This is a genomic window from Pseudacidovorax intermedius, assembly GCF_001476815.1.
GTDB classification, from domain to species: domain Bacteria; phylum Pseudomonadota; class Gammaproteobacteria; order Burkholderiales; family Burkholderiaceae_C; genus Xenophilus; species Xenophilus intermedius_A.
In genome coordinates, this window is sequence record NZ_LDSL01000029.1 from 1 (window position 1) to 26,515 (window position 26,515).

27 protein-coding genes and 1 pseudogene are annotated in these 26,515 nt (G+C 69.9%); 9 read left to right on the forward strand and 19 right to left on the reverse strand.

What is annotated here, in order from left to right:
- The 9 genes and pseudogenes from NS331_RS25365 to NS331_RS03795 all read right to left on the reverse strand — a co-directional run.
- Positions 1–77 (reverse strand): annotated as a pseudogene (locus tag NS331_RS25365) (GTP-binding protein); the annotation flags it as partial.
- Between the two features lie 208 nt (positions 78–285).
- Positions 286–2,388 carry an elongation factor G gene (gene fusA / locus NS331_RS03760; RefSeq protein WP_058640676.1) on the reverse strand — a complete coding sequence of 701 codons (2,103 nt, stop codon included), beginning with the start codon at positions 2,386–2,388 and terminating at the stop codon, positions 286–288.
- A gap of 83 nt (positions 2,389–2,471) precedes the next feature.
- Complete coding sequence (gene rpsG, locus NS331_RS03765; protein ID WP_017759705.1) at positions 2,472–2,942, reverse strand: 30S ribosomal protein S7; 471 nt, start codon at positions 2,940–2,942, stop codon at positions 2,472–2,474.
- A 168-nt stretch (positions 2,943–3,110) separates the two neighbouring features.
- Entirely contained in the window at positions 3,111–3,488 is a 378-nt protein-coding gene (gene rpsL / locus NS331_RS03770; protein ID WP_027101803.1) for a 30S ribosomal protein S12, read from the reverse strand.
- Positions 3,489–3,747: 259 nt separating this feature from the next.
- Entirely contained in the window at positions 3,748–4,908 is a 1,161-nt protein-coding gene (locus NS331_RS03775) for a D-alanyl-D-alanine carboxypeptidase family protein (protein WP_058640677.1), read from the reverse strand.
- A 179-nt stretch (positions 4,909–5,087) separates the two neighbouring features.
- Entirely contained in the window at positions 5,088–5,723 is a 636-nt protein-coding gene (locus NS331_RS03780; RefSeq protein WP_058640678.1) for an alpha/beta hydrolase, read from the reverse strand.
- Positions 5,724–5,808: 85 nt separating this feature from the next.
- Positions 5,809–6,141 carry a (2Fe-2S) ferredoxin domain-containing protein gene (locus tag NS331_RS03785; protein ID WP_058640679.1) on the reverse strand — a complete coding sequence of 111 codons (333 nt, stop codon included), beginning with the start codon at positions 6,139–6,141 and terminating at the stop codon, positions 5,809–5,811.
- Between the two features lie 9 nt (positions 6,142–6,150).
- Positions 6,151–7,269: a VanZ family protein gene (locus tag NS331_RS03790; protein ID WP_058640680.1), complete on the reverse strand. Its 1,119-nt coding sequence runs from the start codon at positions 7,267–7,269 to the stop codon at positions 6,151–6,153.
- A 16-nt stretch (positions 7,270–7,285) separates the two neighbouring features.
- Complete coding sequence (locus NS331_RS03795) at positions 7,286–7,702, reverse strand: CopD family protein (protein WP_058640681.1); 417 nt, start codon at positions 7,700–7,702, stop codon at positions 7,286–7,288.
- Between the two features lie 313 nt (positions 7,703–8,015).
- Between NS331_RS03795 and hemB the strand changes: the two genes are divergently transcribed.
- Positions 8,016–9,014: a porphobilinogen synthase gene (hemB, locus tag NS331_RS03800; RefSeq protein WP_058640682.1), complete on the forward strand. Its 999-nt coding sequence runs from the start codon at positions 8,016–8,018 to the stop codon at positions 9,012–9,014.
- A 25-nt stretch (positions 9,015–9,039) separates the two neighbouring features.
- Entirely contained in the window at positions 9,040–10,152 is a 1,113-nt protein-coding gene (locus NS331_RS03805) for a magnesium transporter CorA family protein (RefSeq protein WP_058640683.1), read from the forward strand.
- 103 nt (positions 10,153–10,255) lie between these two features.
- On the opposite strand, the gene NS331_RS03810 is transcribed toward NS331_RS03805, so the two are convergent.
- Positions 10,256–10,615, reverse strand: a complete 360-nt coding sequence (locus tag NS331_RS03810) for a hypothetical protein (RefSeq protein WP_058640684.1) — start codon at positions 10,613–10,615, stop codon at positions 10,256–10,258.
- Positions 10,616–10,853: 238 nt separating this feature from the next.
- On the opposite strand from NS331_RS03810, the gene NS331_RS03815 reads away from it, so the two are divergent.
- A complete protein-coding gene (locus tag NS331_RS03815) occupies positions 10,854–11,846 on the forward strand; it encodes a LysR family transcriptional regulator (protein WP_082702238.1) in 993 nt (330 codons plus the stop codon).
- A gap of 62 nt (positions 11,847–11,908) precedes the next feature.
- Here NS331_RS03815 and NS331_RS03820 read toward each other — a convergent pair whose 3' ends face one another.
- The gene (locus NS331_RS03820) at positions 11,909–12,592 is read right to left on the reverse strand and encodes a dienelactone hydrolase family protein (RefSeq protein ID WP_058640685.1); all 684 of its coding nucleotides are present in this window, start codon (positions 12,590–12,592) and stop codon (positions 11,909–11,911) included.
- Positions 12,593–12,737: 145 nt separating this feature from the next.
- Here NS331_RS03820 and NS331_RS03825 point away from each other — a divergent pair, with 145 nt between their 5' ends.
- Both NS331_RS03825 and NS331_RS03830 read left to right on the forward strand, forming a co-directional pair.
- A complete protein-coding gene (locus NS331_RS03825) occupies positions 12,738–13,469 on the forward strand; it encodes an SDR family oxidoreductase (protein WP_440589365.1) in 732 nt (243 codons plus the stop codon).
- 12 nt (positions 13,470–13,481) lie between these two features.
- Positions 13,482–14,138: a MarC family protein gene (locus NS331_RS03830; RefSeq protein ID WP_440589363.1), complete on the forward strand. Its 657-nt coding sequence runs from the start codon at positions 13,482–13,484 to the stop codon at positions 14,136–14,138.
- A 17-nt stretch (positions 14,139–14,155) separates the two neighbouring features.
- Here NS331_RS03830 and NS331_RS03835 read toward each other — a convergent pair whose 3' ends face one another.
- From NS331_RS03835 to NS331_RS03855, 5 genes are all read right to left on the reverse strand, one after another.
- On the reverse strand, positions 14,156–14,833 hold the full coding sequence (locus tag NS331_RS03835) for an ABC-type transport auxiliary lipoprotein family protein (protein ID WP_082702240.1): 678 nt from the start codon (positions 14,831–14,833) through the stop codon (positions 14,156–14,158).
- A 17-nt stretch (positions 14,834–14,850) separates the two neighbouring features.
- The gene (locus tag NS331_RS03840) at positions 14,851–15,810 is read right to left on the reverse strand and encodes an MlaD family protein (RefSeq protein WP_058640687.1); all 960 of its coding nucleotides are present in this window, start codon (positions 15,808–15,810) and stop codon (positions 14,851–14,853) included.
- 16 nt (positions 15,811–15,826) lie between these two features.
- Positions 15,827–16,633, reverse strand: a complete 807-nt coding sequence (locus tag NS331_RS03845; RefSeq protein ID WP_058640688.1) for an ABC transporter ATP-binding protein — start codon at positions 16,631–16,633, stop codon at positions 15,827–15,829.
- Positions 16,630–17,784: an MlaE family ABC transporter permease gene (locus NS331_RS03850; RefSeq protein WP_058640689.1), complete on the reverse strand. Its 1,155-nt coding sequence runs from the start codon at positions 17,782–17,784 to the stop codon at positions 16,630–16,632. The genes NS331_RS03845 and NS331_RS03850 overlap by 4 nt, the downstream gene beginning before the upstream one ends.
- Positions 17,785–17,963: 179 nt before the next feature.
- A complete protein-coding gene (locus tag NS331_RS03855) occupies positions 17,964–18,923 on the reverse strand; it encodes a LysR family transcriptional regulator (RefSeq protein WP_058640705.1) in 960 nt (319 codons plus the stop codon).
- Between the two features lie 112 nt (positions 18,924–19,035).
- Here NS331_RS03855 and NS331_RS03860 point away from each other — a divergent pair, with 112 nt between their 5' ends.
- From NS331_RS03860 to NS331_RS03875, 4 genes are all read left to right on the forward strand, one after another.
- Positions 19,036–20,553, forward strand: coding sequence for a CoA-acylating methylmalonate-semialdehyde dehydrogenase (locus tag NS331_RS03860; RefSeq protein ID WP_058640690.1), 1,518 nt, complete (start codon positions 19,036–19,038; stop codon positions 20,551–20,553).
- A gap of 87 nt (positions 20,554–20,640) precedes the next feature.
- Complete coding sequence (locus NS331_RS03865) at positions 20,641–20,961, forward strand: hypothetical protein (protein WP_058640691.1); 321 nt, start codon at positions 20,641–20,643, stop codon at positions 20,959–20,961.
- Positions 20,958–21,260, forward strand: coding sequence for a type II toxin-antitoxin system RelE/ParE family toxin (locus NS331_RS03870; protein ID WP_058640692.1), 303 nt, complete (start codon positions 20,958–20,960; stop codon positions 21,258–21,260). Before NS331_RS03865 ends, NS331_RS03870 begins: the two co-directional genes overlap by 4 nt.
- A 63-nt stretch (positions 21,261–21,323) precedes the next feature.
- Entirely contained in the window at positions 21,324–23,003 is a 1,680-nt protein-coding gene (locus tag NS331_RS03875; protein ID WP_058640693.1) for a GMC family oxidoreductase, read from the forward strand.
- Positions 23,004–23,093: 90 nt separating this feature from the next.
- On the opposite strand, the gene NS331_RS03880 is transcribed toward NS331_RS03875, so the two are convergent.
- Genes NS331_RS03880 through NS331_RS03890 form a run of 3 tightly spaced genes read right to left on the reverse strand, consistent with a single transcriptional unit; the run spans position 23,094 to position 26,493 of the window.
- Positions 23,094–24,743, reverse strand: coding sequence for an FAD-dependent oxidoreductase (locus NS331_RS03880; RefSeq protein ID WP_058640694.1), 1,650 nt, complete (start codon positions 24,741–24,743; stop codon positions 23,094–23,096).
- Complete coding sequence (locus NS331_RS03885; RefSeq protein WP_058640695.1) at positions 24,719–26,275, reverse strand: polyamine aminopropyltransferase; 1,557 nt, start codon at positions 26,273–26,275, stop codon at positions 24,719–24,721. The genes NS331_RS03880 and NS331_RS03885 overlap by 25 nt, the downstream gene beginning before the upstream one ends.
- Entirely contained in the window at positions 26,272–26,493 is a 222-nt protein-coding gene (locus NS331_RS03890; protein WP_058640696.1) for a DUF350 domain-containing protein, read from the reverse strand. Before NS331_RS03890 ends, NS331_RS03885 begins: the two co-directional genes overlap by 4 nt.
- Between the last annotated feature and the right edge of the window lie 22 nt (positions 26,494–26,515).

Below are 26,515 nucleotides of genomic sequence, written 5' to 3' on the forward strand. Positions count from 1 at the left end.
GTCTTGCCATGGTCCACGTGGCCGATGGTGCCCACGTTGACGTGGGGCTTCGTACGTTCGAACTTACCTTTTGCCATTTCTCAACTCCAAAGAGCATTGCCCGTGTGGTGGTTTTACGTCTGCACCGCATTGCTGATTCCCTCGCCACGGGCAACGAGGGGCATGCGGTCGCAGACAAATTAACGAAACACCCCCGAGGGGCGTCGCCCCCCCTCAAGGGGGCGCTGCCAGTGGCCCGGCAAAGCCGGTTCCACGGCAGCCCCCGCGAGGGGAGGGCCGATCGGATTACTTGGCTCGCGCGGCGACGATGGCTTCAGAGACGTTGCGTGGAGCTTCCGCGTAGTGCTTGAACTCCATCGTGTACGTCGCACGACCTTGCGTCGCGGAGCGCAGCGAGGTCGAGTAGCCGAACATTTCGGACAGCGGCACTTCGGCCTTGATGGCCTTGCCGCCGCCAACCATGTCGTCCATGCCCTGCACCATGCCGCGGCGGGACGACAGGTCGCCCATCACGGTACCGGCGTAGTCTTCCGGCGTCTCGACTTCCACGGCCATCATCGGCTCGAGGATGACGGGACCGGCCTTGCGGCAGCCTTCCTTGAAACCGAAGATGGCGGCCATCTTGAACGCCAGTTCGTTCGAGTCCACGTCGTGGTAGGAGCCGAAGTGCAGCGTCACCTTGACGTCCACGACCGGGTAGCCGGCCAGCACGCCCTGGTTCACGGCTTCGTTGATGCCCTTTTCCACGGCCGGGATGAATTCACGCGGAACCACACCGCCCTTGATGGCGTCGACGAACTCGATGCCCTTGCCGGCTTCGTTCGGCTCGATCTTCAGCACGACGTGGCCGTACTGGCCCTTGCCGCCCGACTGGCGCACGAACTTGCCTTCGGCCTCTTCCACCGTCTTGCGGATGGTTTCGCGGTAGGCCACCTGGGGCTTGCCCACGTTGGCTTCCACGCCGAACTCGCGCTTCATGCGGTCCACGATGATTTCGAGGTGGAGCTCGCCCATGCCCGAAATGATGGTCTGGCCGGACTCCTCGTCGGTCTTCACGCGGAACGAGGGATCTTCTGCAGCCAGGCGGCCCAGCGCGATGCCCATCTTTTCCTGGTCGGTCTTGGTCTTGGGTTCGACGGCCTGTGCGATCACGGGCTCGGGGAACACCATGCGCTCCAGCGTCACGATGGAATCGGGATCGCACAGCGTCTCGCCGGTGGTCACGTCCTTCAGGCCCACGCAGGCGGCGATGTCGCCGGCGCGGATCTCGTCGACTTCCAGGCGCTCGTTGGCATGCATCTGCACGATACGGCCGATGCGCTCCTTCTTGCCCTTGACCGGGTTGTAGACGGTGTCGCCCTTGGTCAGCACGCCCGAGTAGACGCGCACGAAGGTCAGCTGGCCCACGAACGGGTCGGTCATCAGCTTGAAGGCCAGGGCCGAGAACTTCTCGGCGTCGTCGGCCTTGCGGCTGGTTTCCTGCTCGTCGTCGTCCGTGCCGGCCACCGGGGGAATGTCCACGGGCGAGGGCAGGTAGTCGATCACGGCGTCCAGCATGCGCTGCACACCCTTGTTCTTGAACGCGGTACCGCACAGCATCGGCTGGATTTCGGTGGCGATGGTGCGCTGGCGCAGGGCGAGCTTGATCTCGTCCTCGGAGAGGTCACCCTCTTCCAGGTACTTGTTCATCAGCTCTTCGTTGGCCTCGGCAGCCGCCTCGACCATCTTCTCGCGCCATTCCTTGGCGGACGCCACGAGTTCGGCCGGGATGTCCTGGTACTCGAACTTCATGCCCTGGGAGGCTTCGTCCCAGATGATGGCCTTCATCTTGAGCAGGTCGACCACGCCCTTGAAGCCTTCCTCGGCGCCGATCGGGATCACGACGGGCACGGGGTTGGCCTTCAGGCGCAGCTTCATCTGGTCATAGACCTTGAAGAAGTTGGCGCCGGTGCGGTCCATCTTGTTGACGAACGCGAGGCGGGGCACCTTGTACTTGTTGGCCTGGCGCCAGACGGTTTCCGACTGGGGCTGCACGCCGCCGACGGCGCAGTACACCATGCAGGCGCCGTCCAGCACGCGCATGGAACGCTCCACCTCGATGGTGAAGTCCACGTGGCCGGGGGTGTCGATGATGTTGAAGCGGTGCTCCGGATAGGACATGTCCATGCCCTTCCAGAAGCAGGTGGTGGCGGCCGACGTGATCGTGATGCCGCGCTCCTGCTCCTGCTCCATCCAGTCCATGGTCGCCGCGCCATCGTGCACTTCGCCGATCTTGTGGTTCACACCGGTGTAGAACAGGATGCGCTCGGTCGTCGTGGTCTTGCCAGCGTCGATGTGGGCCGAGATACCGATGTTGCGGTAGCGCTCGATGGGGGTCTTGCGTGCCATGAGAAAACTCCTTTAACGGCATAGAGCCCGCCCGCCGTTTTCGGCGGGTCGGGCTCCGGGCCTCTGAGATATGGGGACGGAAATCAGAAGCGGAAGTGGCTGAAGGCCTTGTTGGCCTCGGCCATGCGGTGCACTTCGTCGCGCTTCTTCATCGCGCCGCCACGGCCTTCGGTGGCCTCGAGCAGCTCGTTGGCCAGGCGCATGGCCATGGACTTCTCGCCACGCTTGCGGGCGGCTTCCTTGAGCCAGCGCATCGACAGGGCCAGACGGCGCACGGGACGCACTTCGACGGGCACCTGGTAGTTCGCGCCACCGACGCGGCGCGACTTCACTTCGACCATCGGCTTCACGTTGTTGATGGCCGTGGTGAAGATCTCGAGCGGATCCTTGCCGCTCTTCTTTTCGATGGTGTCGAGCGCGCCATAGATGATGCGCTCGGCGACCGCCTTCTTGCCGCCTTCCATGATCACGTTCATGAACTTCGACAGCTCGACATTGCCGAACTTGGGATCCGGCAGGATTTCACGTTTGGGGACTTCGCGACGACGTGGCATGTTTCAAACCTCTTTGCTTCAGTTGGCACTGCCTTCCGGCACTGCCGCGAGAGCCAGCAGGACTCTCACTTACTCGACCCGCACAGACGACCTGTGTTTGGGGTCACTACGTCCGGACGGCCCGCCAAGGCTGCCGAACACCGAATGATCCGTGGACCAGGAAGGCGATCAGGCCTTCTTGGGGCGCTTCGCGCCGTACTTGGAACGGGACTGCTTGCGGTCCTTGACGCCTTGCAGGTCAAGCGAGCCGCGCACGATGTGGTAGCGCACACCGGGCAGATCCTTCACACGGCCGCCGCGCACGAGCACCACCGAGTGCTCCTGCAGGTTGTGGCCTTCGCCGCCGATGTAGGAAATGACTTCGAAACCGTTGGTCAGGCGCACCTTGGCGACCTTACGCAGCGCGGAGTTCGGCTTCTTGGGCGTCGTGGTATAGACGCGGGTGCAGACGCCGCGGCGTTGCGGCGAGTTCTGCATGGCCGGGCTCTTCGAGTTGGTCTTCTCGACCTCGCGACCCTGGCGCACCAGTTGGTTGATGGTTGGCATGGATAAATGGTCCCAAAAATCCCCTGAAGCCCCGTGACAGGCAGATCGGCCGCGCAGGCCGACGGGGAAACGACAAAAACGTGAATCCGTTCGGAATTTTCCGAAAAGCCCTCTAGTGTAGCGCGGGCGGCAGAGCCTGGCAAGCGCAGGCGCGCCGCACGCCGGTCAGCCCTCAAACGGATGCCGGAGGCATTGCCGGCGCATGAAGGCCGCGGACGCCGCGGGCGGCCATCGCCCGCCGGCCTTGCCCCTCACTCACTCACTTGATCCAGAGACGGATCGCGTCCCAGGCGCGGCCGAGCACGCCCGCCTGCTCCACCGGCTCCAGGGCCACCAGCGGCACCTGCGTCACGGGCTGGTCGCCCAGGGAGATCTTCAATTGGCCCACCGGCTGGTTCTTGGTGAAAGGCGCGACCAGCGGATCGGGGCGGACGATCTCCGTCTTGATCTTGCTGGCCGAGCCCGAGGGCACCGCCACCACGATCGGCTCGGGCTGTCCCAGCTTGAGCGTGTTGGCCTTGCCCTTCCAGACGGCCGGGGTGGCCACCGGCTGGCCGGCATCGAAGAGCTTGACGGCGTCGTAGGCGGTATAGCCCCAGTTGACCAGCTTCTGCGACTCGTTGGCACGGGCGTTCTCGCTCGCGGTGCCCAGCATGATCGACAGCAGCCGCCGGCCGCCGCCCAGGTTGGGGAAGTCGCGCTTGGCGGTCACGATCATGCAGTAGCCGGCCGCCTCGGTGTGGCCGGTCTTGAGGCCGTCCACCGACGGGTCGCGGAACAGCAGCAGGTTGCGGTTGGTGTCGTTGGAGGCCGGCGTGCCCGGGTAGCGGTACTTCTTGATCGAGTAGTAATGCAGGTACTCGGGAAAGTCCTTCATCAGCCGCGTCGCCAGGATGCTCAGGTCGCGTGCGGTGGTGGTGTGGCCGGGCGCCGTCAGGCCTTCGGGGTTGCGGTAGCCGGTGTTCTTCATGCCGAGCGCCTTGGCCTGCTCGTTCATGAGCCGCACGAAGTTCTCGGCGGAGCCGCCCACGCCCTCGGCCAGGGCCATGGTGGCGTCGTTTCCGGACTGCACGATCATGCCCTTGATGAGGTCGTCCACCGGCACCTGCATCTTGGGGTCGATGAACATGCGCGAGCCGGGCATCTTCCAGGCCCGGGTGCTGACGGGCAGGGTCTGCGTCAGGCTGATCTTCTTGGCCTTGAGTGCGTCGAAGACCAGGTAGGCCGTCATCAGCTTGGTCAGCGAGGCCGGCTCCACCGGGGAATCGATGTCCTTCTCGGCCAGGATCTGGTTGGCGGTCACATCCAGGAGCAGGTAGCTCCGGGCGGCGATTTCGGGGGGAACGGGGGCCTGGGCGCTGGCCAGTGCGCTCATCGTGGCGGCCACGACGAGCACCAGCGAACGAAGAAGACGGATCATGCGTTGGAGATCGAAAAAGAGGAGCGTCCGGGGACGGGAAGAGAACGGCAGACGAAAACGGAACGGCCCGCAGGCAGCCGCGCGAATGGCCGCTGCCGCGCCGGGGTGCGGCCGGCGGGCGCCGCCCGGGCCGTCACCGTTCGGCAGACACGGCCGGCGCCGATTGGTTCACCAGCCGCTCAGCCTGCCGTCAGCAGGTGGCGCACAACGAGCGACTTCAGCAGCGGCAATTGTCCGTGAAAGAAATGGCCGCCCCCGGGCACCACGGTCACGGGCAGCGACTGCGGACGGGCCCAGTCCATGACGGCCGCCAGCGGCACGGTGTCGTCCTGCTCGCCGTGCACGACCAGCGTGCGCTCGTGCAGCGCGGGCGGCAGCACGGCGACCTCGAAGCGCGAGGCGGCGGTGCCCACCAGCACCAGACGGCGGATGTCGCGGTCCGGCTGCAGCCGGGCGGTGGCCTGGCTGGCGACGAAGGCGCCGAAGGAGAAGCCGGCGATGGCCAGCGGGCCCTCGGGCGCCAGTTGCTGCACCACCGACAGGAAGTCCTCGGTCTCGCCTCGGCCTTCGTCGTGCACGCCGGCGCTGGCGCCGACGCCGCGGAAGTTGAAACGGACGGCGGTGTAGCCGCAGGCCACAAACGCGCGCGCCAGGGTCTGCACCACCTTGTTGTCCATGGTGCCGCCGAAGAGCGGATGCGGATGGGCGATCACGGCCGTGCCGGCCTCGGGCACGCCGGCCGCGGCGCGGTCGCGCAGCACCTCGATGGCGCCGGCGGCGCCGCCAAGGCTGAGTCGTTCAGTCTGTGCGTTCATGGAAAGGATGGGCGAAATGCGCCGCACGCGGCGGTCGGGCAGCGGAGGGACGGTGGCGCTCGGAAAGCCGGGGAGGCAACCAGGCTCAGCGGCCCACGTCCGGCGGCAGCAGCAGGCGTTCGACCACCTCGCCGCGCTTGAGGTGCGATTCGACGATCTCGTCGATGTCGGCGTTGTCGACGAAGCTGTACCAGGTGCCCTCGGGATAGACCACGGCCACCGGCCCGCCGGCGCAGCGGTCCAGGCAGCCGGCCTTGTTGACGCGCACCTTGCCGGGGCCGGACAGGCCCTCTTTCTTGACGCGGGACTTGCAGTGGTCGAAGGCGCCCTGCGCGTCGTGGGCGGCGCAGGCATCCTCGCCGTTCTCGCGCTTGTTCAGGCAGAAGAAAACGTGGCGGGCGTAGTACGGCTGGGGCATCGGGCGATTCTAGGAGCGCACCCGCCGCCGGCTGAGCCCGTAGAGGGCATGGCCCATGGCGGCGAAAGGCCAGAGCCAGCCCAGCCACTGCGCCAGGCCATGGAAGCGGATGAAGCGCCCCTGCTCCCAGGTCGCCAGGGTCTGGGCGAAGTAGGCGCTTTCGGGCGCCTGGTTGAGCAGGCTCAGGTGCAGGCCCGAGGCCAGCAGCATCAGCCCCATGTTGACCCGGCGCGGGGCGGCCAGCAGCGCCAGGCCGAGCCCCAGCGCGGCGCCGATGCCGACCTGCACCGGCAGGCCCATCCAGGCCCACGCATGCTCCGGCCCGTAGCTGAGCGCGGCCGACAGGCCGCTGGCGAGCACGCCGGCCGCCACCACCAGGCCCAGCATCAGCAGCCGCATCGGCCGCGAGCGCGTGACCGAGAAGGCCAGCAGGCAGGGCACCAGCAGGCCCAGCATGGCGCACAGCATCTCGGCCGCGGGCACCAGCGGCTCCAGCTCGAACTCCCGCACCGGCAGCCAGTCGAGGAAGGGCGTGTCGGCCAGCCAGTCCGCCACCGCTGCCTCCAGCCGCTCGAAGACCTGGCCCAGGCCGAAGGGCACGGCGGCCGGAAAGAGCAGCGCCACGGGCCACAGCGCCAGCAGCACCAGGGCGCCCCGCGCCTCGTCGATGAACCACGATTCGCGCAGCCGGCTCCAGCGCGCCACCACGCCCAGGCGCACCAGCGCGCCTGCCACCAGGGCACCGAGCAGGGCGCCGGCGGCATTCAGCCCGAGGTCGACGTTGGAGGGAATGCGCGACGGCAGGTAGCTCTGCAGCGTCTCCATGGCCAGCGACAGCGCCAGCCCGGCGCCGAAGCCGCGCAGGACGGCCGACCCCACGCCCGCCGCCACACCGCCCCGCAGCACCGCCATCGCCACCAGGAAGCCGAAGGGCACGTAGCCCACCACGTTGACTCCGAGGTCGAAGCCGGTCCAGTACTTGGGCCAGGGCGCGCCCAGGAAGGCCCAGGGTGCGATGCCCTGGTCGCGCCAGTGGTCGAAGGGATAGAGGCTCGCGTAGACGATCAGCGCCGCATAGGCCAGGGCCAGCGGCAGGGCGGTCGTCTTGCGCGTGGCGGAGGCGGTCACGTCGCCGGGCCGGCGCTCAGAAGGGCTTGACCACGGCCAGCACCACGATGGCCACGAGCAGCAGCACCGGCGCCTCGTTGAACCAGCGGTACCAGCGGTGGCCGAGGCGGTTGGTGTCGGTCTCGAAGCGCCGCAGCAGGCGGGCGCACAGGTGGTGGTAGCCGATCACGACCAGCACCAGCGCCAGCTTGGCATGGAGCCAGCCGCCTGTGATGCCGTAGCCCAGCCACAGCCACGCCCCGAAGCCCAGGGCCGGCACCGCCAGCAGGGTGGTGAAGCGCAGCAGCTTGCGCGCCATCAGCAGCAGCCGCTGGCGCTCGGCCACCGACGAGGCCGGCACCATCGCCAAGTTCACGAAGATGCGCGGCAGGTAGAACAGGCCGGCGAACCAGCTGGCCACGAAGACGATGTGAAAGGACTTCACCCAGAGCATCGGCGCAGTGTAGGCAATGGGTCGCTGCGGCCGGCGCGGGCAAAAAAAAGCCCGGCGCCCAGGGCGCCGGGCTGGGAAGCCCTTTTGCTGTCACACATCAAGGCACCCGCTCAGGGAGGAAAAGCGGGGAGCGGCAAGCCGCTCAACCAGGAATCTAACAATATCCCGGGGCCTCATCAACATTTGATCAACTTATTTTTACCATCCGATTCACATTAAGCCAAATGAATTCATTCTCGCGCGCAGGGCTTTTCATCGAACCGTCATGTGCCTGCCGCCGCCGGCCTTACGGGCCCTGGGGCACAATTTTCGGATGACCTTCCACGCCCCCTATCCCGCCGGCCGGCCGCGCCGGCTGCGCCGCGACGCTTTCTCCCGCAACCTCGTGCGCGAGCACCTGCTCACGCCCCACGACTTCATCTACCCGGTGTTCGTGCACGAGGCGGCGGGCCGTGCGCCGGTGGCGGCGATGCCGGGCGTGGAGCGCGTCTCCATCGACGAGCTGCTGCGGGTGGGCGAGCAGGCGCTGGAACTGGGGGTGCCGGTGCTGGACCTGTTCGGCGTGCCGGACCCGGCCACCAAAACCGCCGACGGCGCCGTCGCCTGGCACGAAGACGGCATCATTCCGCGCGCCATCCGGGCGCTGAAGTCGCGCTTCCCGGAACTGGGCGTGATGACCGACCAGGCGCTGGACCCGTACACCACGCACGGCCAGGACGGGCTGATCGACGACAGCGGCTACATCCTGAACGACGAGACCATCGAGGCGCTGATCAAGCAGTCGCTGGCCCACGCCGCCGCCGGCGTGGACATCCTCTCGCCCAGCGACATGATGGACGGGCGCATCGGCGCCATCCGTGCGGCGCTGGAGTCCCACGGCTTCATCCACACGCGGATCATGGCGTACAGCGCCAAGTACGCCAGCGCCTTCTACGGCCCCTTCCGCAGCGCCGTGGGCAGCGCCGGCAACCTGGGCAAGGGCAACAAGTACACCTACCAGATGGACCCGGCCAACACCGACGAGGCCCTGCGCGAGGTGGCCATGGACATCGCCGAAGGCGCGGACATGGTGATGGTCAAGCCCGGCATGCCCTACCTGGACGTGGTGCGCCGCGTGAAGGAAACCTTCCGCGTGCCCACTTTCGCCTACCAGGTCAGCGGCGAATACGCCATGCTCAAGGCCGCCGCCCAGAACGGCTGGCTGGACCACGACGCCGTGATGATGGAAAGCCTGCTGGCCTTCAAGCGCGCCGGCGCCGATGGCGTGCTGACCTACTTCGCCCTCGACGCCGCGCGGCGGCTGCGCGCCTGAGCGCAGGCCGCCCGCTCTCCGCGCGATGCGCCTCCTCGACATCAACGGCACGCAGGTGCGCGAAATCGCGCTGCCCGCGGGCGAGCCCCTGCCAGCGGCGCCGGCCGACGGCCACTTCTACTGGCTGTCGCTCACCCGGGACGAACTGCAGGGCACGCTGGCGCAGGTCCAGCCCTGGCTGCAGGCCGTCGCCGGCTGCCGGCTGGTCGACCTGCACGTGAGCGACCTGCTCAACGACCAGCTGCCGTCGCACTACGACGCCACCTCCGCCTACGACGTGCTGGTGCTGCGCCGCCTGGCCAGCGCCGCGCCGGGGCAGCCGACCATCGCCGCCGCGCCGCTGGCGCAGGGCGGCCCGCCGGTGCTGCGCCGCATCGACACCCGGCCCGTCGGCTTCGCGGTCTTTGACCGGCTGCTGCTGTCCGTGCATCCGGAGGACGGCAGCGTGCGCGACGGCGTGGCTGAGCGCCTGCTGGCGGCGGATGCCCAGCCGCTCGACGCGCGCGCCGTCTCCAGCCGCCTGCCGGCGGGCCCCGCCGACCTGATGCTGCGCGTGGCCAACCAGATCGTCGACGGCTACTTGGCGCTGCGCCGCGAGTTGACGCGCCAGCTCGACCACTGGCAGGCCGAGCTGATCGACCCCAAGACCCGCTTCACCAACTGGGGCGCGCTGATGCAGGCGCGCCAGGGCCTGCACCACCTGGACGAGATCTGCGACGACCAGCAGACGGCGGTGCAGGACTGGATCGACGCCCTGGAAGCGCAGCCCATGCCCGCCGAGCCCACGGCCCGGCGCGACCACGAACTGCTGCTCGTGCGCAGCCGCGACGTGCTGGAGCACATCGAGCGCGTGGTGCGCCACGTGCACCGGCTGGAGCAGAACGCCGAGCTGGCGGTGCAGCTGCACTTCAACGTCCAGAGCCACCGCACCAACGACATCATGCGGGTGCTGACGGTGCTCACGGCCGTGTTCCTGCCGCTGAACCTGATCGCCGGCATCTTCGGCATGAACTTCGAATTCATCCCGCTGGTGCATGCGACCGATGGCTTCTGGGTGGCGCTGGTGGCCATGGTGGTCATCGCCATCGCCCTGGTGCTCGTGTTCTGGCGCAAGCGCTATCTGGCGCGAACCAAGTAGGGCGGGCAGCGCCGGCCCGTGAAAAAGCCGCCGGCGCGAGTCGCGCGGGCGGCCTGGGCGAGGTGTCTCACCGATGCCGGCCTCTTCAGGCCGGCCGGCGTCCTCAGAACTTGCTGGCGCCGTTGCTGCGGGCGGCCGCTTCGATGGGGTTCACGAAGGTCGACACGACCTTGCTGTTGACGCGCGAGCCGCTGCTCACGTTCTGGTCGGGGGCGTAGGCGGCGCGCACGGCCTCGGCCTGCACGGCGGCGCGGGGCTGCGACACGGCGACGGTTTCGGCGCCGCGCGAGCCGCGGGTCACGTTCTGGTTGGGGGCCTGGGCGGCGGCCACGGCCTGGGCCTGCACGTCGGCGCGGCTCAGGGCCGACACGGGGGCCTGCACGCCTTCATAGGTTTCGGCCTGGGCGCCGGCGATGGCGACGAAGGACAGAGCGGCGGCGGCGAGGATCTTCGATGCGTTCATGGTTCAACTCCTGACATTTGACGGAACGCGAACGAAGCTCCTGTTTTGGAAGCACTCACCCCATGTGGTGCCTGGCTTTCGTCCGCCGGACCCGCAAGTCGCTGAGCCCGTGGAACGAATTGTGTGGCGGCCGGCGCGGGCAAACCCGGGGTGTGCAGAACCACGCTGTTCGCGTATTTGAAACAATGCACACCATCTTCCCGTCACCACGCGGCCACGCCGCGCGTGCCTCACCGCCATGGACAGCCTCGACCTCATCCGCACCTTCCACGAAGTCGCCGCACAGGGCAGCTTCTCCACGGCGGCCAAGCGGCTGAAGCTGTCCAAGGCCACGGTCAGCAAATACGTGGCCGAGCTGGAAACCCGCTTCGGCGTGCGCCTGCTCAACCGCTCGACCCGCTCCGTCAGCCTGACCGATGCCGGCTCGCTGCTGCTCGAGCGCAGCCAGCCGGTGCTGGAGATGGTGGAGCTGACCCAGGCCGAGCTGCAGGAACGCGCCAACCAGCCGCGCGGCCGGCTGCGCATCGCCGCGCCCGTGGGCATGGCCAGCGGCGACCTGCCCAACCTGCTGGCCGAGTTCATGGGCTACTACCCGGACGTGAACATCTCGCTGCAGCTGTCCAACGACGTGGACCTGGCCGAGGAAGGCATCGACGTGGGCCTGCGCTTCGGCCCCATCGAGGACGAGAACCTGATCGTGCGTCGCCTGCTGTCGATGCCCATGGTGGTGTGCGCCTCGCCGGTGTACTGGCGCAAGCACGGCACGCCGCAGCGGCCGGAAGACCTGGCCAACCACACCGCGCTGACCCTGGTCCGCCAGGGGCTGGACCCGGTGTGGCGCTTCGAGGAGCGCGGCCGCAAGATCGCCGTGCCGGTCAAGAGCCGCATGGAGGCGAGCGAGGCCGGCCCGCTGATCCACGTGGCCATGCGCGGCCTGGGCGTGATCTACGTGCCGGCGCTGGTGGTGCAGCCGCAGCTCGACCACGGCGAACTGGTGCCGGTGCTCGGCGAATTCACCCGCAAGGACATGTGGCTGTCGGCCGCCTACCTGCAGCGGCGCCACAACAGCGCGGCACTGCGGGCGCTGCTGGACTTCCTAGAGTCGCGCATCGGCCCCAAGAGCAAGTACGCCAAGCGCAAAGCGCCGAGCGATGCGGCCCCGCCCAGTGCCGAGGCGTCGGCGGCCACGGGGACCCTGCCCGCTGCGGCAGAGACCGAAGTCGGCGGCTGAAGCAGGCGGGGCCGAGGCCGGCGCCCGCTGCGTGTTTCCCGCCGGCCGGGCCGGGCCGGGGCTCAGCCGACGTGCTTGGCCAGGAAGGCCAGCGTGCGCTCGCGCGCCTGCTTGGCCGAGGGTGCGTCGTAGGAACCGCGCTGGTCGCAGTTGAAGCCATGGTTGGCGTCGTAGACGTGCACTTCGACCTCGGGATGCGCCTTCTTGAAGGCCTCGACGGTCTCCAGCGGAATCCAGTGGTCCTGCTTGCCGAAGTGAGCCAGCACCGGCACCTTGGGCTGGCGGGCCGATTCCTCGGGCGTGGTCATGCCGCCGCCGTAGTAGGGCACGGCGGCCGACAGGCCGGCCAGTTCGCTGGCGCCGCGCCAGGTCAGCAGGCCGCCCCAGCAGTAGCCCACCAGGCCGACCTTGCCGGCGCGGCCGGCGTATTCGACGGCGGCCTGCACGTCCTGCAGCACGCCCGGCGCGGGCAGGGCCTCGACGGCGGTCTTGAGCTCGAAGCCGGCCTTCATGTCCTCGTCGGTGTAGCCCAGTTCCACGCCCTGCTTGACGCGATGGAAGGTGGCCGGCGCCACGGCCAGGTAGCCGTCGGCGGCATAGCCGTCGGCCACCGAACGGATGTGCGAGTTGACGCCGAAGATTTCCTGCAGCACCACGACGGCGCCCTTGGGCGTGCCGGCGGGCTCCGCCACGTAGGCGGGGAAGGTGAAGCCATCCTTGGCGGTCAGGTCGATGAATTGGCCCATGAGGGTCTGCTCCTTTGGGTACAAACGGGGATGTGAAAGGGGGGCCGCACGGCAACGGAAGCATCCGGCGGGCACCCGGCAGTTTCGCCCCAAACCCCATTCCGCTCTGTCAGCGAAGGAGAAGCCTTTGGAACCCCGAGTCCTCTTGGTCACCGGCGGCAGCCGCGGCATCGGCGCCGCGGTCGCCCTGGAAGCCGCCCGCCGCGGCTGGGCGGTGGCGGTCAACTATGCGAGCCGGTCGCTGGCGGCCGACGAGGTCGTGCGCCGCATCCGCGACGTCGGCGGCCGCGCCATGGCGGTGCGGGCCGACGTGGGCGACGAGGCGCAGGTCGAGGCCATGTTCCGCCAGGTCGATGCCAAGTTCGGCCGCCTGGACGGCCTGGTCAACAACGCCGGCGTGGTGGACGTGCAGGCGCGCGTCGACGAGATGAGTGGCGCACGGCTGGAACGCATGTTCCGCATCAACGTGATCGGCAGCTTCCTGTGCGCGCGCGAGGCGGTACGGCGCATGAGCACCCGCCATGGCGGCAGCGGCGGCGGCATCGTCAACATCGGCAGCGCGGCGTCGCGCCTGGGCTCGCCCGGTCTGTATGTGGACTATGCGGCCAGCAAGGCCGCCATCGACACCATGACGCTCGGGCTGGCGCGCGAGGTGGCGGCCGAGGGCATCCGCGTGAATGCCGTCCGGCCGGGGCTGATCGACACCGAGATCCATGCCTCGGGCGGCCTGCCCGACCGCGCCTTCCAGCTCGCGTCCACGGTGCCGATGCAGCGCGTGGGCACGGCCGAGGAGATCGCCGGCGCCGTGCTGTGGCTGCTTTCGCCCGAGGCCGGCTACACCACGGGCGCCCTGCTCGACGTGACGGGCGGGCGCTGAGCGATGACCGGCATGGGCAATTCCATGGACCTGATCAAGCCGCTGATCACGCTGCTGGCCATCGTCAATCCGCTGGCCATCGTGCCCTTCTTCATCCACTACACGCAGGGCTACACCGACCGCATGCGCGAGCGCACGGCGCGCACGGCCGCCTTCAGCGCCTTCGTCGTGATCGCGGTGAGCGCGCTGCTGGGGCTGCAGCTGTTGTCCTTCTTCGGCATCTCCATCGCGAGCTTCCAGGTGGGCGGCGGCATGCTGCTGCTGATGAGCGCGCTGAACATGCTCAACGCCCAGCCGGCGGAGGCCAAGACCAGCCAGGAGGAGATCCGCGCCACCGAGGTGAAGGCCTCGCTGGGCGCCTCCATCGCGGTGGTGCCGCTGACCATTCCGCTGCTGACCGGCCCGGCCACCATGTCGACCATGGTGATCTACGCCGAGAAGGTGACGCACTGGTGGCAGATGCTGGTGCTGGTGGGCTACGGCGCGGTGGTGGCCGGCGCCACGCTGCTGGCGCTGCTGATGGCCGAGCCCATCGCCCGCGTGCTGGGCAAGACGGGCATCAACGTGATGACGCGGCTGATGGGCCTGATCCTGGCCGCGCTGGCGGTGGAGGTGATGGCGGATGGCCTCGGCAAGCTGTTCCCGATCCTGGGACGCAGCATGAACTGAGGCGCTGGCGCGCCGCGTCAGCGCCGGGCGCCGTCCACCCAGCGCACCATCTGGCCGATCAGCTCGTCGCTGGCCGACGCCAGGGCCGCAGCGCCGCCGGCCGCGTCGGCGGTGGCGGCCGGCCGCTGGACGACGAAGACGCGCTGGCCCAGCACCCGCTCCCCGGTGGGCGACAGGGCCAGCAGCGTGGCGCGCACCCGCACCAGGCCGCTGCTGGCCGTGGGTGAGGCGAAGTAGTGGCTGAACTCGTCCAGCGAGATGCGCAACACCTCGCTGCTGCGGCCTTCGCGGGCCAGGTTGCCGGCCTCCAGGGTGCCGAGCACGGTGCGCTGCTGGGCCAGCGCGTCGCGCAGCCGCTGGCGGAAGAGCTGCAGCGGCGGCTGCGTCCAGCGGGCGCTGGCGTAGGGCCGCAGCGCCTGCGCATCCTCGTAGCCCAGGCGGTAATTGAGTGCCGTGCCTTCCAGGCGGGAGGCGGCCGTGTCCAGGTCCGCCAGGGTGATCGGCGGCAGGGCGGCGGCCGGCGCGGCGGGCACGGCCGCCGCCAGCGGCCCGGGGCCGAAGTCGTAGCTGGTGCTGCGCTGCGGCTTGTCCGGCAGCGCACTGCAGGCGGCCAGGGCCAGCGCCACGGCGGCGATCAGCGCACGGCGGGCGGTGGCGCGACCGGCTGGAGAACGGATGGAATCGGGTCGGTGCATGAAAACGCTCCTTCGCTTCATCGGCCGGCCGCGGCCGGCGCCACGAAGCCGGGCTCGCCCGGGCCGGGGGCGGGCACGCCGGTGCCGTAGATCAGCGACTGCGGACTGTCCGCGATGGTGTCGGCCACGCGCCCGATGCGGCGGGCGGCCAGCGAGGTGTCGTCGGCCGCACGGTTCAGGCGCGGCAGCGTGGTGGCGTTGACCGACTCCAGCGTCTGCTGCAGCGCGGCCGTGCCGGAGCCCAGTCGCGCGAGCGCGCCGTCCTCGGCATTGAGGCGCTGCAGCGTGGCGTTGAGCGACTGGGCCGCCTGGCCGAAGTCCTGCGCCGTGCCGCGCACCGACTGGGCCAGCGGCGGAATGGACGCCAGGGCCGGGTCCACGCGCGTCTTGAGCGTCTGGTCGAGCGAACGGGTGAGCGACTCGGTCTGCGCGGCCACCTTGGCGATGCTCTCCAGCGCCTGGGCGATGCGCTGCTGGTTCTGGTCGCTCAGCAGTGCGTTGGCGCGGCGGGTGGCCTCTTCGACCTGCCCCAGGATGGCCTCGCCCTTGCCCTGCAACTGCGAGAACATGGACGGCCGCAGCGGGATCTGGGGCGGGTCGTCGTTGTCGGGCAGCAGCGGCTCCTGCGACTCGCCCTTGTCGTCCAGCGCCACGAAGGCCAGGCCGGTCACGCCCTGGTAGCTCAGGCTGGCGAAGGTGGACTTGGTGAGCGGCACACGCTCGTCGATGGCCAGGCGCACGCGCACGTTGCCGCGGTGCTCGGGGTCGAAGTCGATGCTGGCGACCTTGCCGACCATGATGCCGCGGTAGCGCACGGCCGCCTGCGGCTGCAGGCCGCTGACGGGGTCGCGCGTGCTCAGTTCGTAGAGGTTGCGCACGGTGTTGTCCCGCGTGAACCAGAGCACCAGCGCGACGACCACCGCCAGCATGCCGAAGACGAAGGCGCCGGCGGCCAGGGCATGGGACTTGTTTTCCATGGTGTGCTTCTTCTCGTCAGGACTTCAGCGCCAGGGCGGCGCGATGGCCGCGGCCGCCGCCGAAATAGTCGTGGATGAAGGGATGGTCCACCGCCATCACCTCGCGGGCGCTGCCCAGCGCGATCACGCGCTGGTCGGCCAGCACGGCGATGCGGGTGGACAGGTCGAACAGCGTGTCCAGGTCGTGGGTGACCATCACCACCGTCAGGCCCAGTTCGCGGTGCAGGCCGCGCAGCAGCTCGCAGAAGCTGTCCGACGCGGACGGGTCCAGCCCGGCGGTGGGCTCGTCCAGCAGCAGCAGCGGCGGGTCCATGATGAGGGCGCGTGCCAGGGCCACGCGCTTGATCATGCCGCCGGACAGGTTGGCCGGCATCTTGTGCGCATGCTCCGGGCCCAGGCCCACCATCTGCAGCTTGACCAGCGCCGCGTCGCGGATGAGCGGCTCGGGCAGCAGCTTGAGTTCGCGCAGCGGCAGGGCGATGTTGTCCAGCACGCTGAATGCCGAGAACAGCGCGCCGTGCTGGAACAGCATGCCCACCGCCGCCGCGCCGCGCGCGCCCAGCTCGGCCGGCGGTGCGCCGAGCACGCGCACCGTGCCGCGCGAGGGCGCCTGCAGGCCCAGGATCTGCCGCAGCAGCACCGTCTTGCCGGTGCCCGATCCGCCCACCAGCGAGAGGATCTCGCCGCGGCGGATGGTGAGCTGCAGGTCGCGGTGCACCACCTGCACCTGGCCCCGGCCGCGCGGGAATTCGGTCCACAGGCCCTCGATCTCGACAACCGCGGGCGCGTCGCCGGGCGGGTGTTGCACGTCGGCGGCCGTCATCGGAAGCCCACCCCGCGGAACAGCAGCGCGAACAGCGCGTCGACCAGGATCACCATGGTGATCGAGGCCACCACCGAGGCCGTCGTGCGCCGGCCCAGGCTTTCGGTGTTGGGCTCCACCCGCAGGCCGTGATGGCAGGCGATGAGCGCGATCATCATGCCGAAGACGGCCGACTTGGCGAGCGCGATGCCGAGGTTGACGAAGGGCACGGCGCGCGGCAACTGCTGCCAGAAGAAGACCGGCGCAATGTCCAGCGCCGACCAGGCGGCGAGCATGCCGCCGATCAGGGCCGCCAGCGAGGTCCAGATGGCCACCAGCGGCATCACGATGGCCAGCGCCAGCACCCGCGGCATCACCAGCCGGTAGCCGGGCGGGATGCCCATGACGCGCATGGCGTCCAGTTCCTCGGTGACGCGCATGACGCCGATCTGCGCCGTGATGGCCGAGCCGGAGCGGCCCGCCACCAGCACGGCCGCCAGCACCGGCCCCAGCTCGCGCAGGATCGACAGGCCCAGGATGTTGACCACGAAGGACTCGGCCCCGTAATTGCGCAGCTGGTTCGACATCAGGTAGGCCAGCACCACGCCGATGAGCAGGCCCACCAGCGCCGTGATCGGCAGGGCCGTGGCGCCGATGCGGTAGAGGTGGCCCGAAAAGTCGCGCCAGGGGCCGCGGTGCGGGGCGCGGGCCAGGCGCACCAGGTCCAGCGCCAGCTGGCCGACCAGCAGCAGCGTCTGCCGGCCCAGGCGCAGCAGCGCGGGGCCCTGCGCCAGCAGCCGGGCCGGCCAGGTGGTCCAGCCCTGCGCGGCCGGGGCCGGCAACGGCACGGTATAGCGCGCCACCTGGTCGAGCACGGCCCTTTGCGAATCGCTCATGTCGATCTGCGCCGGCCACTGGTGGCCCCAGTGGTTCCACAGCAGTTGGGCGCCGACGTGGTCGAGCTGCTCGATGCCGCGCAGGTCCCAGGCGCCGCCGGCGCCGGCGGCTTCGTCCAGCGAGCGCTCCAGCGCCGTCCACTGCTCGCGCGAGGAGAAGGCCAGGACCGTCCAGCGGCCGGTGGGGGCCCACGGCCCATGCTCCTCGGCCTGCGCGCGGTCCACGCGGGGCCAGGCGTCGTCGCGGAGGGGCGGCTGGGACTGGGAGGAAGGCATGCGGGCAAGCAATGGCCGCCGCGGGGAGCGGCCGGCCGGAGGCAATCGGCGAATGCTACCCGCAGGCGCGCGGGCGGCGCGTGCGCGCACGGACCGCGAAAACGGGTGGGGCGGCTCCCACAAGCGGCGGCGCGGCGCCACCATGCCATGCGCTGGCCAGACACGGCGCGGCAGCGCCTTCAGGCGACCGGCTCGCCGCCCGGCGGCACCGAGAAGCCCTGCGCGAAGGCGCCGCGCAGCCAGTCCACGAAGGCCTCCACGGCCCGCGGCACATGCGGCGCATAGGGACGGATGGCGAACAGCTGTTCTGCGAAGGCACCCACGGGCTGCCAGTCCGGCAGCACCGCCACCAGCTTGCCGCTGCGCAGGCCGGCCTGGGCACTGAAGTCGGGCAGCAGCGCGATGCCCAGCCCGGCGAGCGCCGCATCGCGCAGGGCTTCGCTGTTGTTGGCGGCGAAGGGGCCGGCCACCGGCACGGTGATGCGTTCGGCGCCGGCCGCGGCCGGCCAGGGCAGGAACTGCCAGGCGGGCTGGTCCTGCCGCGGGTAGTACAGGCAGTCGTGGCCGGCCAGATCCGTCGGCGTGGCCGGCTCGCCGCGCCGGCGCAGGTAGGCGCGGCTGGCAACCAGCACGCTGCGGGTTTCGCACAGCAGCCAGGCGACGTGCGTCTCGGGCGGGGCGGCGCTGTGGCGGATGGCGAGGTCGAAGCCCTCCATCGCCAGGGCGCTCAGGCGGTCGGAGAGTTCCAGCTCGATGCGCACCTCCGGGTGCGCGTTCAGGAAATCGGCCAGCCGCGGCACCAGTTGCTGCCGCGCCAGCGCCACCGGCGCCGTCACCCGCAGCCGGCCGCGGGGCACGCCGGCCAGGTCGCGCACGCCGGCGAAGCTCTGGGCGATGGCGTCGAAGGCGCCCCGGGTCTCCTCCACCAGGCGCTGGCCGGCCTCGGTCAGGCGTACGCTGCGGGTGGTGCGCTGCACCAGGGGCACGCCGGCCTCGCGCTCCAACTCGGCGATGCGCTGGCTCATGCCGGCCTTGCTCACGCCCAGGCGGCGGGCGGCCGCCGTGTAGCTGCCCTGCTGGGCGAGCACCGTCAGCCAGTGCACATGGGCCCACAGGCCTTCGATCTTGGAATGATCCATCGGCGCATTGTTCGTCAGATTGAACAATCAATTCAAGCTCAGCGCCTAGGCGGCCCGTGAGCACAGTCCTAGACTGCCCGCCATCCCTCCTCTTCCACCGACGAGACCACCGATGAAGAACAGCCTTGCCGCCATAGACCACTACATCCACGGCCAGCCCGTGGCCAACACCTCCGGCCGCACGCAGGACGTGTTCAACCCCGCCACCGGCACGCTGACCGGCCGCGCCGGCCTGGCCGACGTGGACCAGTTGAATGCCGCCGTGGCCGCCGCGCAGGCCGCCTTTCCGAAGTGGGCCGACACGCCGCCGATCCGCCGCGCGCGGGTGATGTTCAAGTTCCTGGAGCTGCTGAACCTGCACAAGGACGAACTGGCCCACCTGATCACCGCCGAGCACGGCAAGGTGTTCACCGACGCGCAGGGCGAGGTCAGCCGCGGCATCGACATCGTGGAATTCGCCTGCGGCATTCCGCAGCTGCTCAAGGGCGACTTCACCGAGCAGGTCTCCACCGGCATCGACAACTGGACCATCCGCCAGCCGCTGGGCGTGGTCGCCGGCATCACGCCCTTCAACTTCCCGGTGATGGTGCCGATGTGGATGTTCCCGGTGGCCATCGCCGCCGGCAACACCTTCGTGCTCAAGCCCAGCCCGACCGACCCGAGCCCCTCGCTGCGCATCGCCGAGCTGCTGAAGCAGGCCGGCCTGCCCGACGGCGTGTTCAACGTGGTGCAGGGCGACAAGGTGGCGGTGGACGCGCTGCTGACGCATCCCGACGTCAAGGCCGTGAGCTTCGTGGGCTCCACGCCCATCGCCAACTACATCTACGAGACCGGCGCCCACCACGGCAAGCGCGTGCAGGCCCTGGGCGGCGCCAAGAACCACATGGTGGTGATGCCCGACGCCGACATCGACCAGGCCGTGGACGCGCTGATCGGCGCCGGCTACGGCTCGGCCGGCGAGCGCTGCATGGCCATCAGCGTGGCGGTGCTGGTGGGCGACGTGGCCGACAAGCTCATTCCCAAGCTGGTCGAGCGCACGAAGACGCTCAAGGTGCTGGACGGCGAGAACCTCGACGCCGAGATGGGCCCGATCGTCACCAAGGCGGCCCACGAGCGCATCAGCGGCTACATCGCCCTGGGCGAGCAGGAAGGGGCCAAGCTGCTGGTGGACGGCCGCGGCTTCGACGGCAAGCAGGCCGGCGAGGGCTGCGACGGCGGCTTCTGGCTGGGCGGCACGCTGTTCGACCACGTCACGCCCGAGATGCGCATCTACAAGGAAGAGATCTTCGGCCCCGTGCTGGGCTGCGTGCGCGTGAAGGACCTGGCCGAGGCCGTCGACCTGATCAACGCCCACGAATTCGGCAACGGCGTGGCCTGCTTCACCCGCGACGGCAACGTGGCGCGCGAATTCGGCCGCCGCATCCAGGTGGGCATGGTCGGCATCAACGTGCCGATCCCGGTGCCCATGGCCTGGCAGGGCTTCGGCGGCTGGAAGCGTTCGCTCTTCGGCGACATGCATGCCTACGGCGAAGAGGGCGTGCGCTTCTACACCAAGCAGAAGTCGATCATGCAGCGCTGGCCGGAGAGCATCGGCAAGGGCGCGGAGTTCGTGATGCCCACCGCCAAGTAAGAAGGTCGGCGCAAAAGGCCTTGTGAAAGGCCGGCGGATGGCGGTGCTACCATGGTGTTACCCGATGGATGATGATTGGAGAACGCCATGAGCACCACCTCTTTGAAGCTGCCGGAAGAGCTCAAGCAGACGATCCAGCAGTTCGCCGAGCAGGATCAGGTCTCGGCGCATGCCTTCATGCTGCGGACATTGCAGGACGAAGTGCGGCGGCGGCAACAGCGCGCCGAGTTTCTGGCGGACGCTCTCGCCGCGGCAGCGGAGATCGACGCTGGCGGACCGGTCTACGCCGCAGAAGACGTCTTCGACTGGCTGCACGCGCGGATATGCGCCCATGGCACCGATGAGGTGGTGCCGGAGCCGGTCCCCGTGCGGGGCCGAGGCGCGAAGCCGAAGAAAAAGGCGGCATGAGCCGGCTCGAACTGAGCCTTCGGGCGCGCAAGGACTTGCAGCGGCTGGTGGACTTCCTCTTGCCGAACGACCCGGAAGCGGCAGCAGACACCGTCAATGTGATCCGTCAGGCCCTGACTGTTCTGACGCACCAGCCGCGCATCGGCCGCCCGGCGCAGGGCCGCTTGCGCGAACTGGTCATCCAGCGTGGCAACACCGGCTATGTCGCGCTGTACCGCGTCAGCATCGATCTGGCCGAGGTGGAAGTCCTCGCCATCCGCCATCAACGCGAATCCGGCTACCACCCGGGCGATCTGTAGCGCCCCACTCACCCCCTTTTTCGCCACCCGCACAAGGCCCGCTAGAGGCCCAGGAGACAACCCGTGAGCGACACCACCTTCGACTACATCGTCATCGGCGCCGGCACTGCCGGCGCGCTGATGGCCAACCGCCTGAGCGCCGAGCGCGGCCACCGCGTGCTGCTGCTGGAGGCCGGCCGCAAGGACGACTACCACTGGATCCACATCCCGGTCGGCTACCTCTACTGCATCGGCAACCCGCGCACCGACTGGCTCTACCAGACCGAGCCCGACGCCGGCCTCAACGGCCGCGTGCTGCGCTATCCGCGCGGCAAGACGCTGGGCGGCTCTTCCAGCATCAACGGCATGATCTACATGCGCGGCCAGGCGCGCGACTACGACGGCTGGGCGCAAATCACCGGCGACGACACCTGGCGCTGGGACAACGTCCTGCCCGCCTTCAGGCAGCACGAGGACCACTACCTGGGCGACCCCGGCCAGCCCGGCGCCACCGATCCCGACTTCGCCCGCTTCCACGGCCACGGCGGCGAATGGCGCGTGGAGAAGCAGCGCCTGCGCTGGGACATCCTCGACGCCTTCGCGCAGGCCGCGCAGGAGGCCGGCATTCCGCATTCCACCGACTTCAACCGCGGCAGCAACGAGGGCGTCGGCTACTTCCAGGTCAACCAGAAAGCCGGCTGGCGCTGGAACACGGCCAAGGCCTTCCTGCGGCCCACCTGCTTCGGCCGGCCCAACTTCGAGCTGTGGACCGGCGCGCAGGTGGCGCGGCTGCTGATCGAGGCCACGCCCGAGGGCGGGCGCCGCTGCACCGGCGCGCGCGTGTGGAACGGCCAGGAGATGGTGGACGTGCACGCCACGCGCGAGGTGATCCTGTGCGCCGGCGCCATCGGCTCGCCGCAGATCCTGCAGCTGTCGGGCATCGGCCCGGCCGACGTTCTCCACGCGCACGGCATCGAGGTGCAGGCCGACCTGCCCGGCGTGGGCGCCAACCTGCAGGACCACCTGCAGATCCGCGCCGTGTTCAAGATCAACGGCGCGCCGACGTTGAACGTGCTGGCGTCCAGCCTGGTGGGCAAGGCGCGCATCGGGCTGGAATACGTGCTGCGCCGCAGCGGCCCGATGAGCATGGCGCCCTCGCAGCTGGGCGCCTTCACCCGCAGCACGCCCGAGCGGCCCTGGCCCAACATCCAGTACCACGTGCAGCCCCTCTCGCTGGACGCCTTCGGCGATCCGCTGCACAGCTTTCCGGCCTTCACGGCCAGCGTGTGCAACCTGAATCCGACCAGCCGCGGCACGGTGCGGCTGAAGACGCCGCGCTTCGAGGATGCGCCGGCCATCGCCCCCAACTACCTCTCCACCGACGAGGACCGGCAGGTGGCGGCCGATTCGCTGCGCGTGACGCGCCGCATCGCCGCCCAGCCGGCGCTGGCCCGCTACCAGCCGCAGGAATGGAAGCCGGGACCGCAGTACGAGAGCGACGAGGACCTGGCCCGCCTGGCCGGCGACATCGCGACGACGATCTTCCACCCGGTGGGCACCGCGCGCATGGGCGCCGATGGCGATGCGGGCGCGGTACTGGACGCGCACCTGCGGGTGCGCGACGGCCGCGGCGGGCGCATCGCCGGCCTGCGCGTGGTGGACGCGAGCGCCATGCCCACCATCACCAGCGGCAACACCAACAGCCCGACGCTGATGATTGCGGAGAAGGCGGCCGGCTGGGTGCGCGAGGCGGCGCGGGGCTGAGCCAGCGGCCCTCGTTCGCTGAGGCGCCAGCCGCAGAACCGATGTCCGCCAAGCGCCGATGCGAAGCCCGCCACTGCAACTGCCACCCCGTCACGCCGCCCGCGCTGCCGCCTGCCCAGCCAGGTGCCCGCGGGTGAAGGCCTCCTCGAAGATCGAATAGCCCGACCAGTCCGCATGCGCGAAGTGCAGCAGCCCGGCTTGCACTGAGCCACCCGGCGCGAGCCGCGCCAGGCGCGCGCGCAGGCCCGGCGCGGGCACGGCCATGGCATGGCCGTAGCGCATGATGGCCAGCCGCGTCGCACGCTCGGCCAGGTCGGGATGCGGCACCGACAGCTCGGCCAGCAGTTCGTCGCGCCAAGCCTCCCAGGGCCGCTCGGCCAGCAGGCGGCGGCCGTCGCCGCCGTCGAATTCGCTCGGGCCCAGCGGGCGGTACCAGCTCAGGACCGTGGGCGCGGGCGTCGGGTCCAGTCGCTGGTGGCCCGCATCCACGTAGCCCAGGCCGCGCGTGCCGTAAACCACGTTGTCCCAGCTGGGCGCCGCGCCCGGCCGGTCACGCAGGGGCGAGGACAGGTGAAGGTTGGCCACCAGCCAGGGCGAATACGTCAGCCCGGCCGCGAGTTCGGTCAGGAAGGCCGGCGGCGATGCCACCACGCGCGCCGCGACGAAGGCCGGCAGCGCGACGATGCACTGCGCGGCCTGCCACCGCACCCGCTGCTGCGACGCGGCGTCCCAGGCATCGACGACCACGCCGTTGCGGGTGTCGGCGATGGCCAGCACCACCTGCCCGGTGTGCAGCCGGCCCGCGAGCGGCGCAGCCAGGCGGCGCGTGAGCCAGGCATTGCCCTCGGGCCAGGTCAGCACCGCCTCGCGCTCCGCGTCGAGGCCGTCGTCCGGCGCATGGAAGCCGTGGCGGCTGGCGAAGTAGTGCAGGCCCGCCCAGGCCGAGACCTGGGCCAGGCCCGCGCCGTAGTCGTCGCGGCAGCAGTAGCCGAGGTACCAGCGCAGGTGCGGATCATGAAGGGCCTCGGCATCCAGCCAGGCGGCGAAGCTGGGGCGGTCCAGGTCGGCCAGCAGCGCCGACGGGGCGGCGCGCAGCGTCGGGATGGCGAAATGCGCGGCGCGGCGAAGCGCCTCGACCTTCTGCGCGAAGCGCCGGTACTGCGCCAGCGTGCCCGCCCCGACGCCGTGCAGCGGCAGCAGCCCCTCCTGCCATTCGCCCTGGAAGAAGAGCCGCTCCTGCGGGCTGTGGCACAGGTGGCGCTCGTCGTAGACCCAGCGGCCGGCTTCGCGGCGGCGCAGGCCAAGTTCTTCCAGCAACTCCTGCACCTCGCGCGCATCGTCGCCGGGCACCGGCAGGTAGTGCGCGCCCAGCGGGCAGGCCAGGCCGCCGACCTGGCCGCCGCGGGCGTTGCCGCCGGCCTCGTCCTCCAGTTCGAGCAGGGCGAAGTCGTCGATGCCGGCCTGGCGCAAGGCGCGTGCCGCCGCCAGCCCGGCGACGCCGCCGCCGGTAATCAGTACGCGGGTGCGACGCTCCTTCGCCACCGGCTGCGAGGCCCAGCGGCCGTCACGCAGAGCATGGCCGCGTGCCATGTCGATGCCGGCGAAGCCGCCCTCCAGGCCGGGCGCCTCGCGACCGCAGCCCGCCAGCCAAGCCGGCAGCGCGACCGCGGCTGCCCCCGCGGCAGAGGCCCCGACGAAGCGCCGGCGGCTGCCGCTCAATGGCCGCTGACCTTGCCCCATTCCTGCTCGTAGGTATGCACCAGCACCTGGTTCGACAGCCGGTTCACCTCCGCCGGCACGCGCGCCATGTCCCGCGGAAAGTCGAACAGCAGCGGCAGCGTGTCCGGCGACAGAAAGCGCAGGCCCTCCGGCAGCGCCGTCGGCATGCGCCAGGGCCGCCGGCTGGCGATCACGAAGCCCCATTCGCCGAAGCTGGGCACGTGCGCGTGGTAGGGCATGGCCGTGAGGCCGGCGGCCTCGATGGTCTGCACCACCGTCCAGAAGCTGCGCCGCGCCACCAGCGGCGAGGTGGTCTGCACCACCGCATAGCCGCTGGCCGCGAGGCGCTGCGACAGCAGGGCATAGAAGCTCTGCGTGTAGAGCTTGCCGATGGCGAAGTTGGTGGGGTCGGGAAAGTCCACCACGATCACGTCGTAGAAGCCGTCGTCGCCCGCCGGCGGCGGCTGCTGGAGCCACTGGAAGGCATCGGTGTTGACGATGCGCAGCTTCGGCGAGCGCAGCGACTGGCCGTTGAGCGCCGCCAGTTGCGCATGGTCGCGGAACAGCGCGGTCATGTTCGGGTCCAGCTCGACCAGCGTGACCTGCTCGACCGACGGGTACTTGAGGATCTCGCGCACCGCCATGCCGTCGCCGCCGCCGAGAACAGCCACGCGCCGCGGCGCGCCGTGGGCAGCCATGGCGGGATGCACCAGCGCCTCGTGGTAGCGGTACTCGTCGCGCTCGGCGAACTGCAGGTTGCCGTTGAGGAAGAGCCGGTGCCCTGCATTGCCGCGCGTGACCACGATGCGCTGGTAGGGCGAGCTGGCCGCGAAGACGATGTTCTCCTGGTAGAGCCGGTCTTCCGCCAGACTGTTGATGCGCTCCGCCAGAACGAAGGCCACGGCCAGCGCGGCCAGCGTCAGCACGCAGGCGGCGGCATGCGCGCCGAAGCGCCGCAGCTCGTGCCGGAACAGCCACAGCGCCCACACGCCCACCGCGGCGTTCATCAGCCCGAAGAGCAGCCCCGTGCGCACCATGCCCAGCTGCGGCACCAGCACCAGCGGAAAGGCCACCGACACGGCGAGCGCGCCCAGGTAGTCGAAGGTGAGCACCTGCGAGACCAGGTCCTTGAGCTGGATGTCGCGCCGCAGGATGCGCATGACCAGCGGAATCTCCAGCCCCACCAGCGTGCCCACCGCCAGCACGCCGCCGTACAGCAGCAGGCGGAAGGCGCCGGGCACGTAGGCATTGGCCAGGAAGAGCATCGCCGGCAGGCAGCCGCCCACCAGCGCCACCAGCAGCTCGATGCGCAGGAAATGCGCGGGCAACTGCCGCTCGAAGTAGCGCGACAGCCAGGAGCCCACGCCCATCGCGAACAGGTAGACGCCGATGACGGTAGAGAACTGCAGCACCGAGTCGCCCAGCACGTACGAACTGAGCGCCGCCGCGCTGAGTTCGTACACCAGCCCGCAGGCCGCCACCACGAAGACGCTGGCCAGCAGCGACACCGCCACCGGGGACGGCGCGCGCGCTTCGATCGCGGTGGTGCTCAATGGATCGCTGCAGCCACGATGATGGAGATGCCCAAGCACATGGCCGCGACGACCAGCGCCAGCGCCCGGTTCTGCTTCTCGACGATCTCGGCCCACAGGTCGTAGGGCGTGATCTTGTCGATGATGACGAAGGCCACCCAGAACACGACGATGCCGATCAGGGCATACAGCAGGGTGCCCGCGATGGACACGGGATGGAGCCAGTCGAATTTCGCCATGCGTCTCTCCTCGAAGGTGTGA

Bases quoted from the DNA above. Each gene is read 5' to 3' on its own strand.
- NS331_RS03855 (WP_058640705.1), bottom strand. From the start codon at position 18,923: ATGGATCATTCCAAGATCGAAGGCCTGTGGGCCCATGTGCACTGGCTG.
- NS331_RS03840 (WP_058640687.1), bottom strand. From the start codon at position 15,810: ATGGAAAACAAGTCCCATGCCCTGGCCGCCGGCGCCTTCGTCTTCGGC.
- hemB (WP_058640682.1), top strand. From the start codon at position 8,016: ATGACCTTCCACGCCCCCTATCCCGCCGGCCGGCCGCGCCGGCTGCGC.
- NS331_RS03845 (WP_058640688.1), bottom strand. From the start codon at position 16,633: ATGACGGCCGCCGACGTGCAACACCCGCCCGGCGACGCGCCCGCGGTT.
- NS331_RS03805 (WP_058640683.1), top strand. From the start codon at position 9,040: ATGCGCCTCCTCGACATCAACGGCACGCAGGTGCGCGAAATCGCGCTG.
- NS331_RS03810 (WP_058640684.1), bottom strand. From the start codon at position 10,615: ATGAACGCATCGAAGATCCTCGCCGCCGCCGCTCTGTCCTTCGTCGCC.
- NS331_RS03865 (WP_058640691.1), top strand. From the start codon at position 20,641: ATGAGCACCACCTCTTTGAAGCTGCCGGAAGAGCTCAAGCAGACGATC.
- rpsG (WP_017759705.1), bottom strand. From the start codon at position 2,942: ATGCCACGTCGTCGCGAAGTCCCCAAACGTGAAATCCTGCCGGATCCC.
- NS331_RS03785 (WP_058640679.1), bottom strand. From the start codon at position 6,141: ATGCCCCAGCCGTACTACGCCCGCCACGTTTTCTTCTGCCTGAACAAG.
- NS331_RS03835 (WP_082702240.1), bottom strand. From the start codon at position 14,833: ATGCACCGACCCGATTCCATCCGTTCTCCAGCCGGTCGCGCCACCGCC.
- fusA (WP_058640676.1), bottom strand. From the start codon at position 2,388: ATGGCACGCAAGACCCCCATCGAGCGCTACCGCAACATCGGTATCTCG.
- NS331_RS03880 (WP_058640694.1), bottom strand. From the start codon at position 24,743: ATGGGGCAAGGTCAGCGGCCATTGAGCGGCAGCCGCCGGCGCTTCGTC.
- NS331_RS03780 (WP_058640678.1), bottom strand. From the start codon at position 5,723: ATGAACGCACAGACTGAACGACTCAGCCTTGGCGGCGCCGCCGGCGCC.
- NS331_RS03860 (WP_058640690.1), top strand. From the start codon at position 19,036: ATGAAGAACAGCCTTGCCGCCATAGACCACTACATCCACGGCCAGCCC.
- NS331_RS03890 (WP_058640696.1), bottom strand. From the start codon at position 26,493: ATGGCGAAATTCGACTGGCTCCATCCCGTGTCCATCGCGGGCACCCTG.
- NS331_RS03775 (WP_058640677.1), bottom strand. From the start codon at position 4,908: ATGATCCGTCTTCTTCGTTCGCTGGTGCTCGTCGTGGCCGCCACGATG.
- NS331_RS03815 (WP_082702238.1), top strand. From the start codon at position 10,854: ATGGACAGCCTCGACCTCATCCGCACCTTCCACGAAGTCGCCGCACAG.
- NS331_RS03870 (WP_058640692.1), top strand. From the start codon at position 20,958: ATGAGCCGGCTCGAACTGAGCCTTCGGGCGCGCAAGGACTTGCAGCGG.
- NS331_RS03850 (WP_058640689.1), bottom strand. From the start codon at position 17,784: ATGCCTTCCTCCCAGTCCCAGCCGCCCCTCCGCGACGACGCCTGGCCC.
- NS331_RS03820 (WP_058640685.1), bottom strand. From the start codon at position 12,592: ATGGGCCAATTCATCGACCTGACCGCCAAGGATGGCTTCACCTTCCCC.
- NS331_RS03830 (WP_440589363.1), top strand. From the start codon at position 13,482: ATGGGCAATTCCATGGACCTGATCAAGCCGCTGATCACGCTGCTGGCC.
- rpsL (WP_027101803.1), bottom strand. From the start codon at position 3,488: ATGCCAACCATCAACCAACTGGTGCGCCAGGGTCGCGAGGTCGAGAAG.
- NS331_RS03795 (WP_058640681.1), bottom strand. From the start codon at position 7,702: ATGCTCTGGGTGAAGTCCTTTCACATCGTCTTCGTGGCCAGCTGGTTC.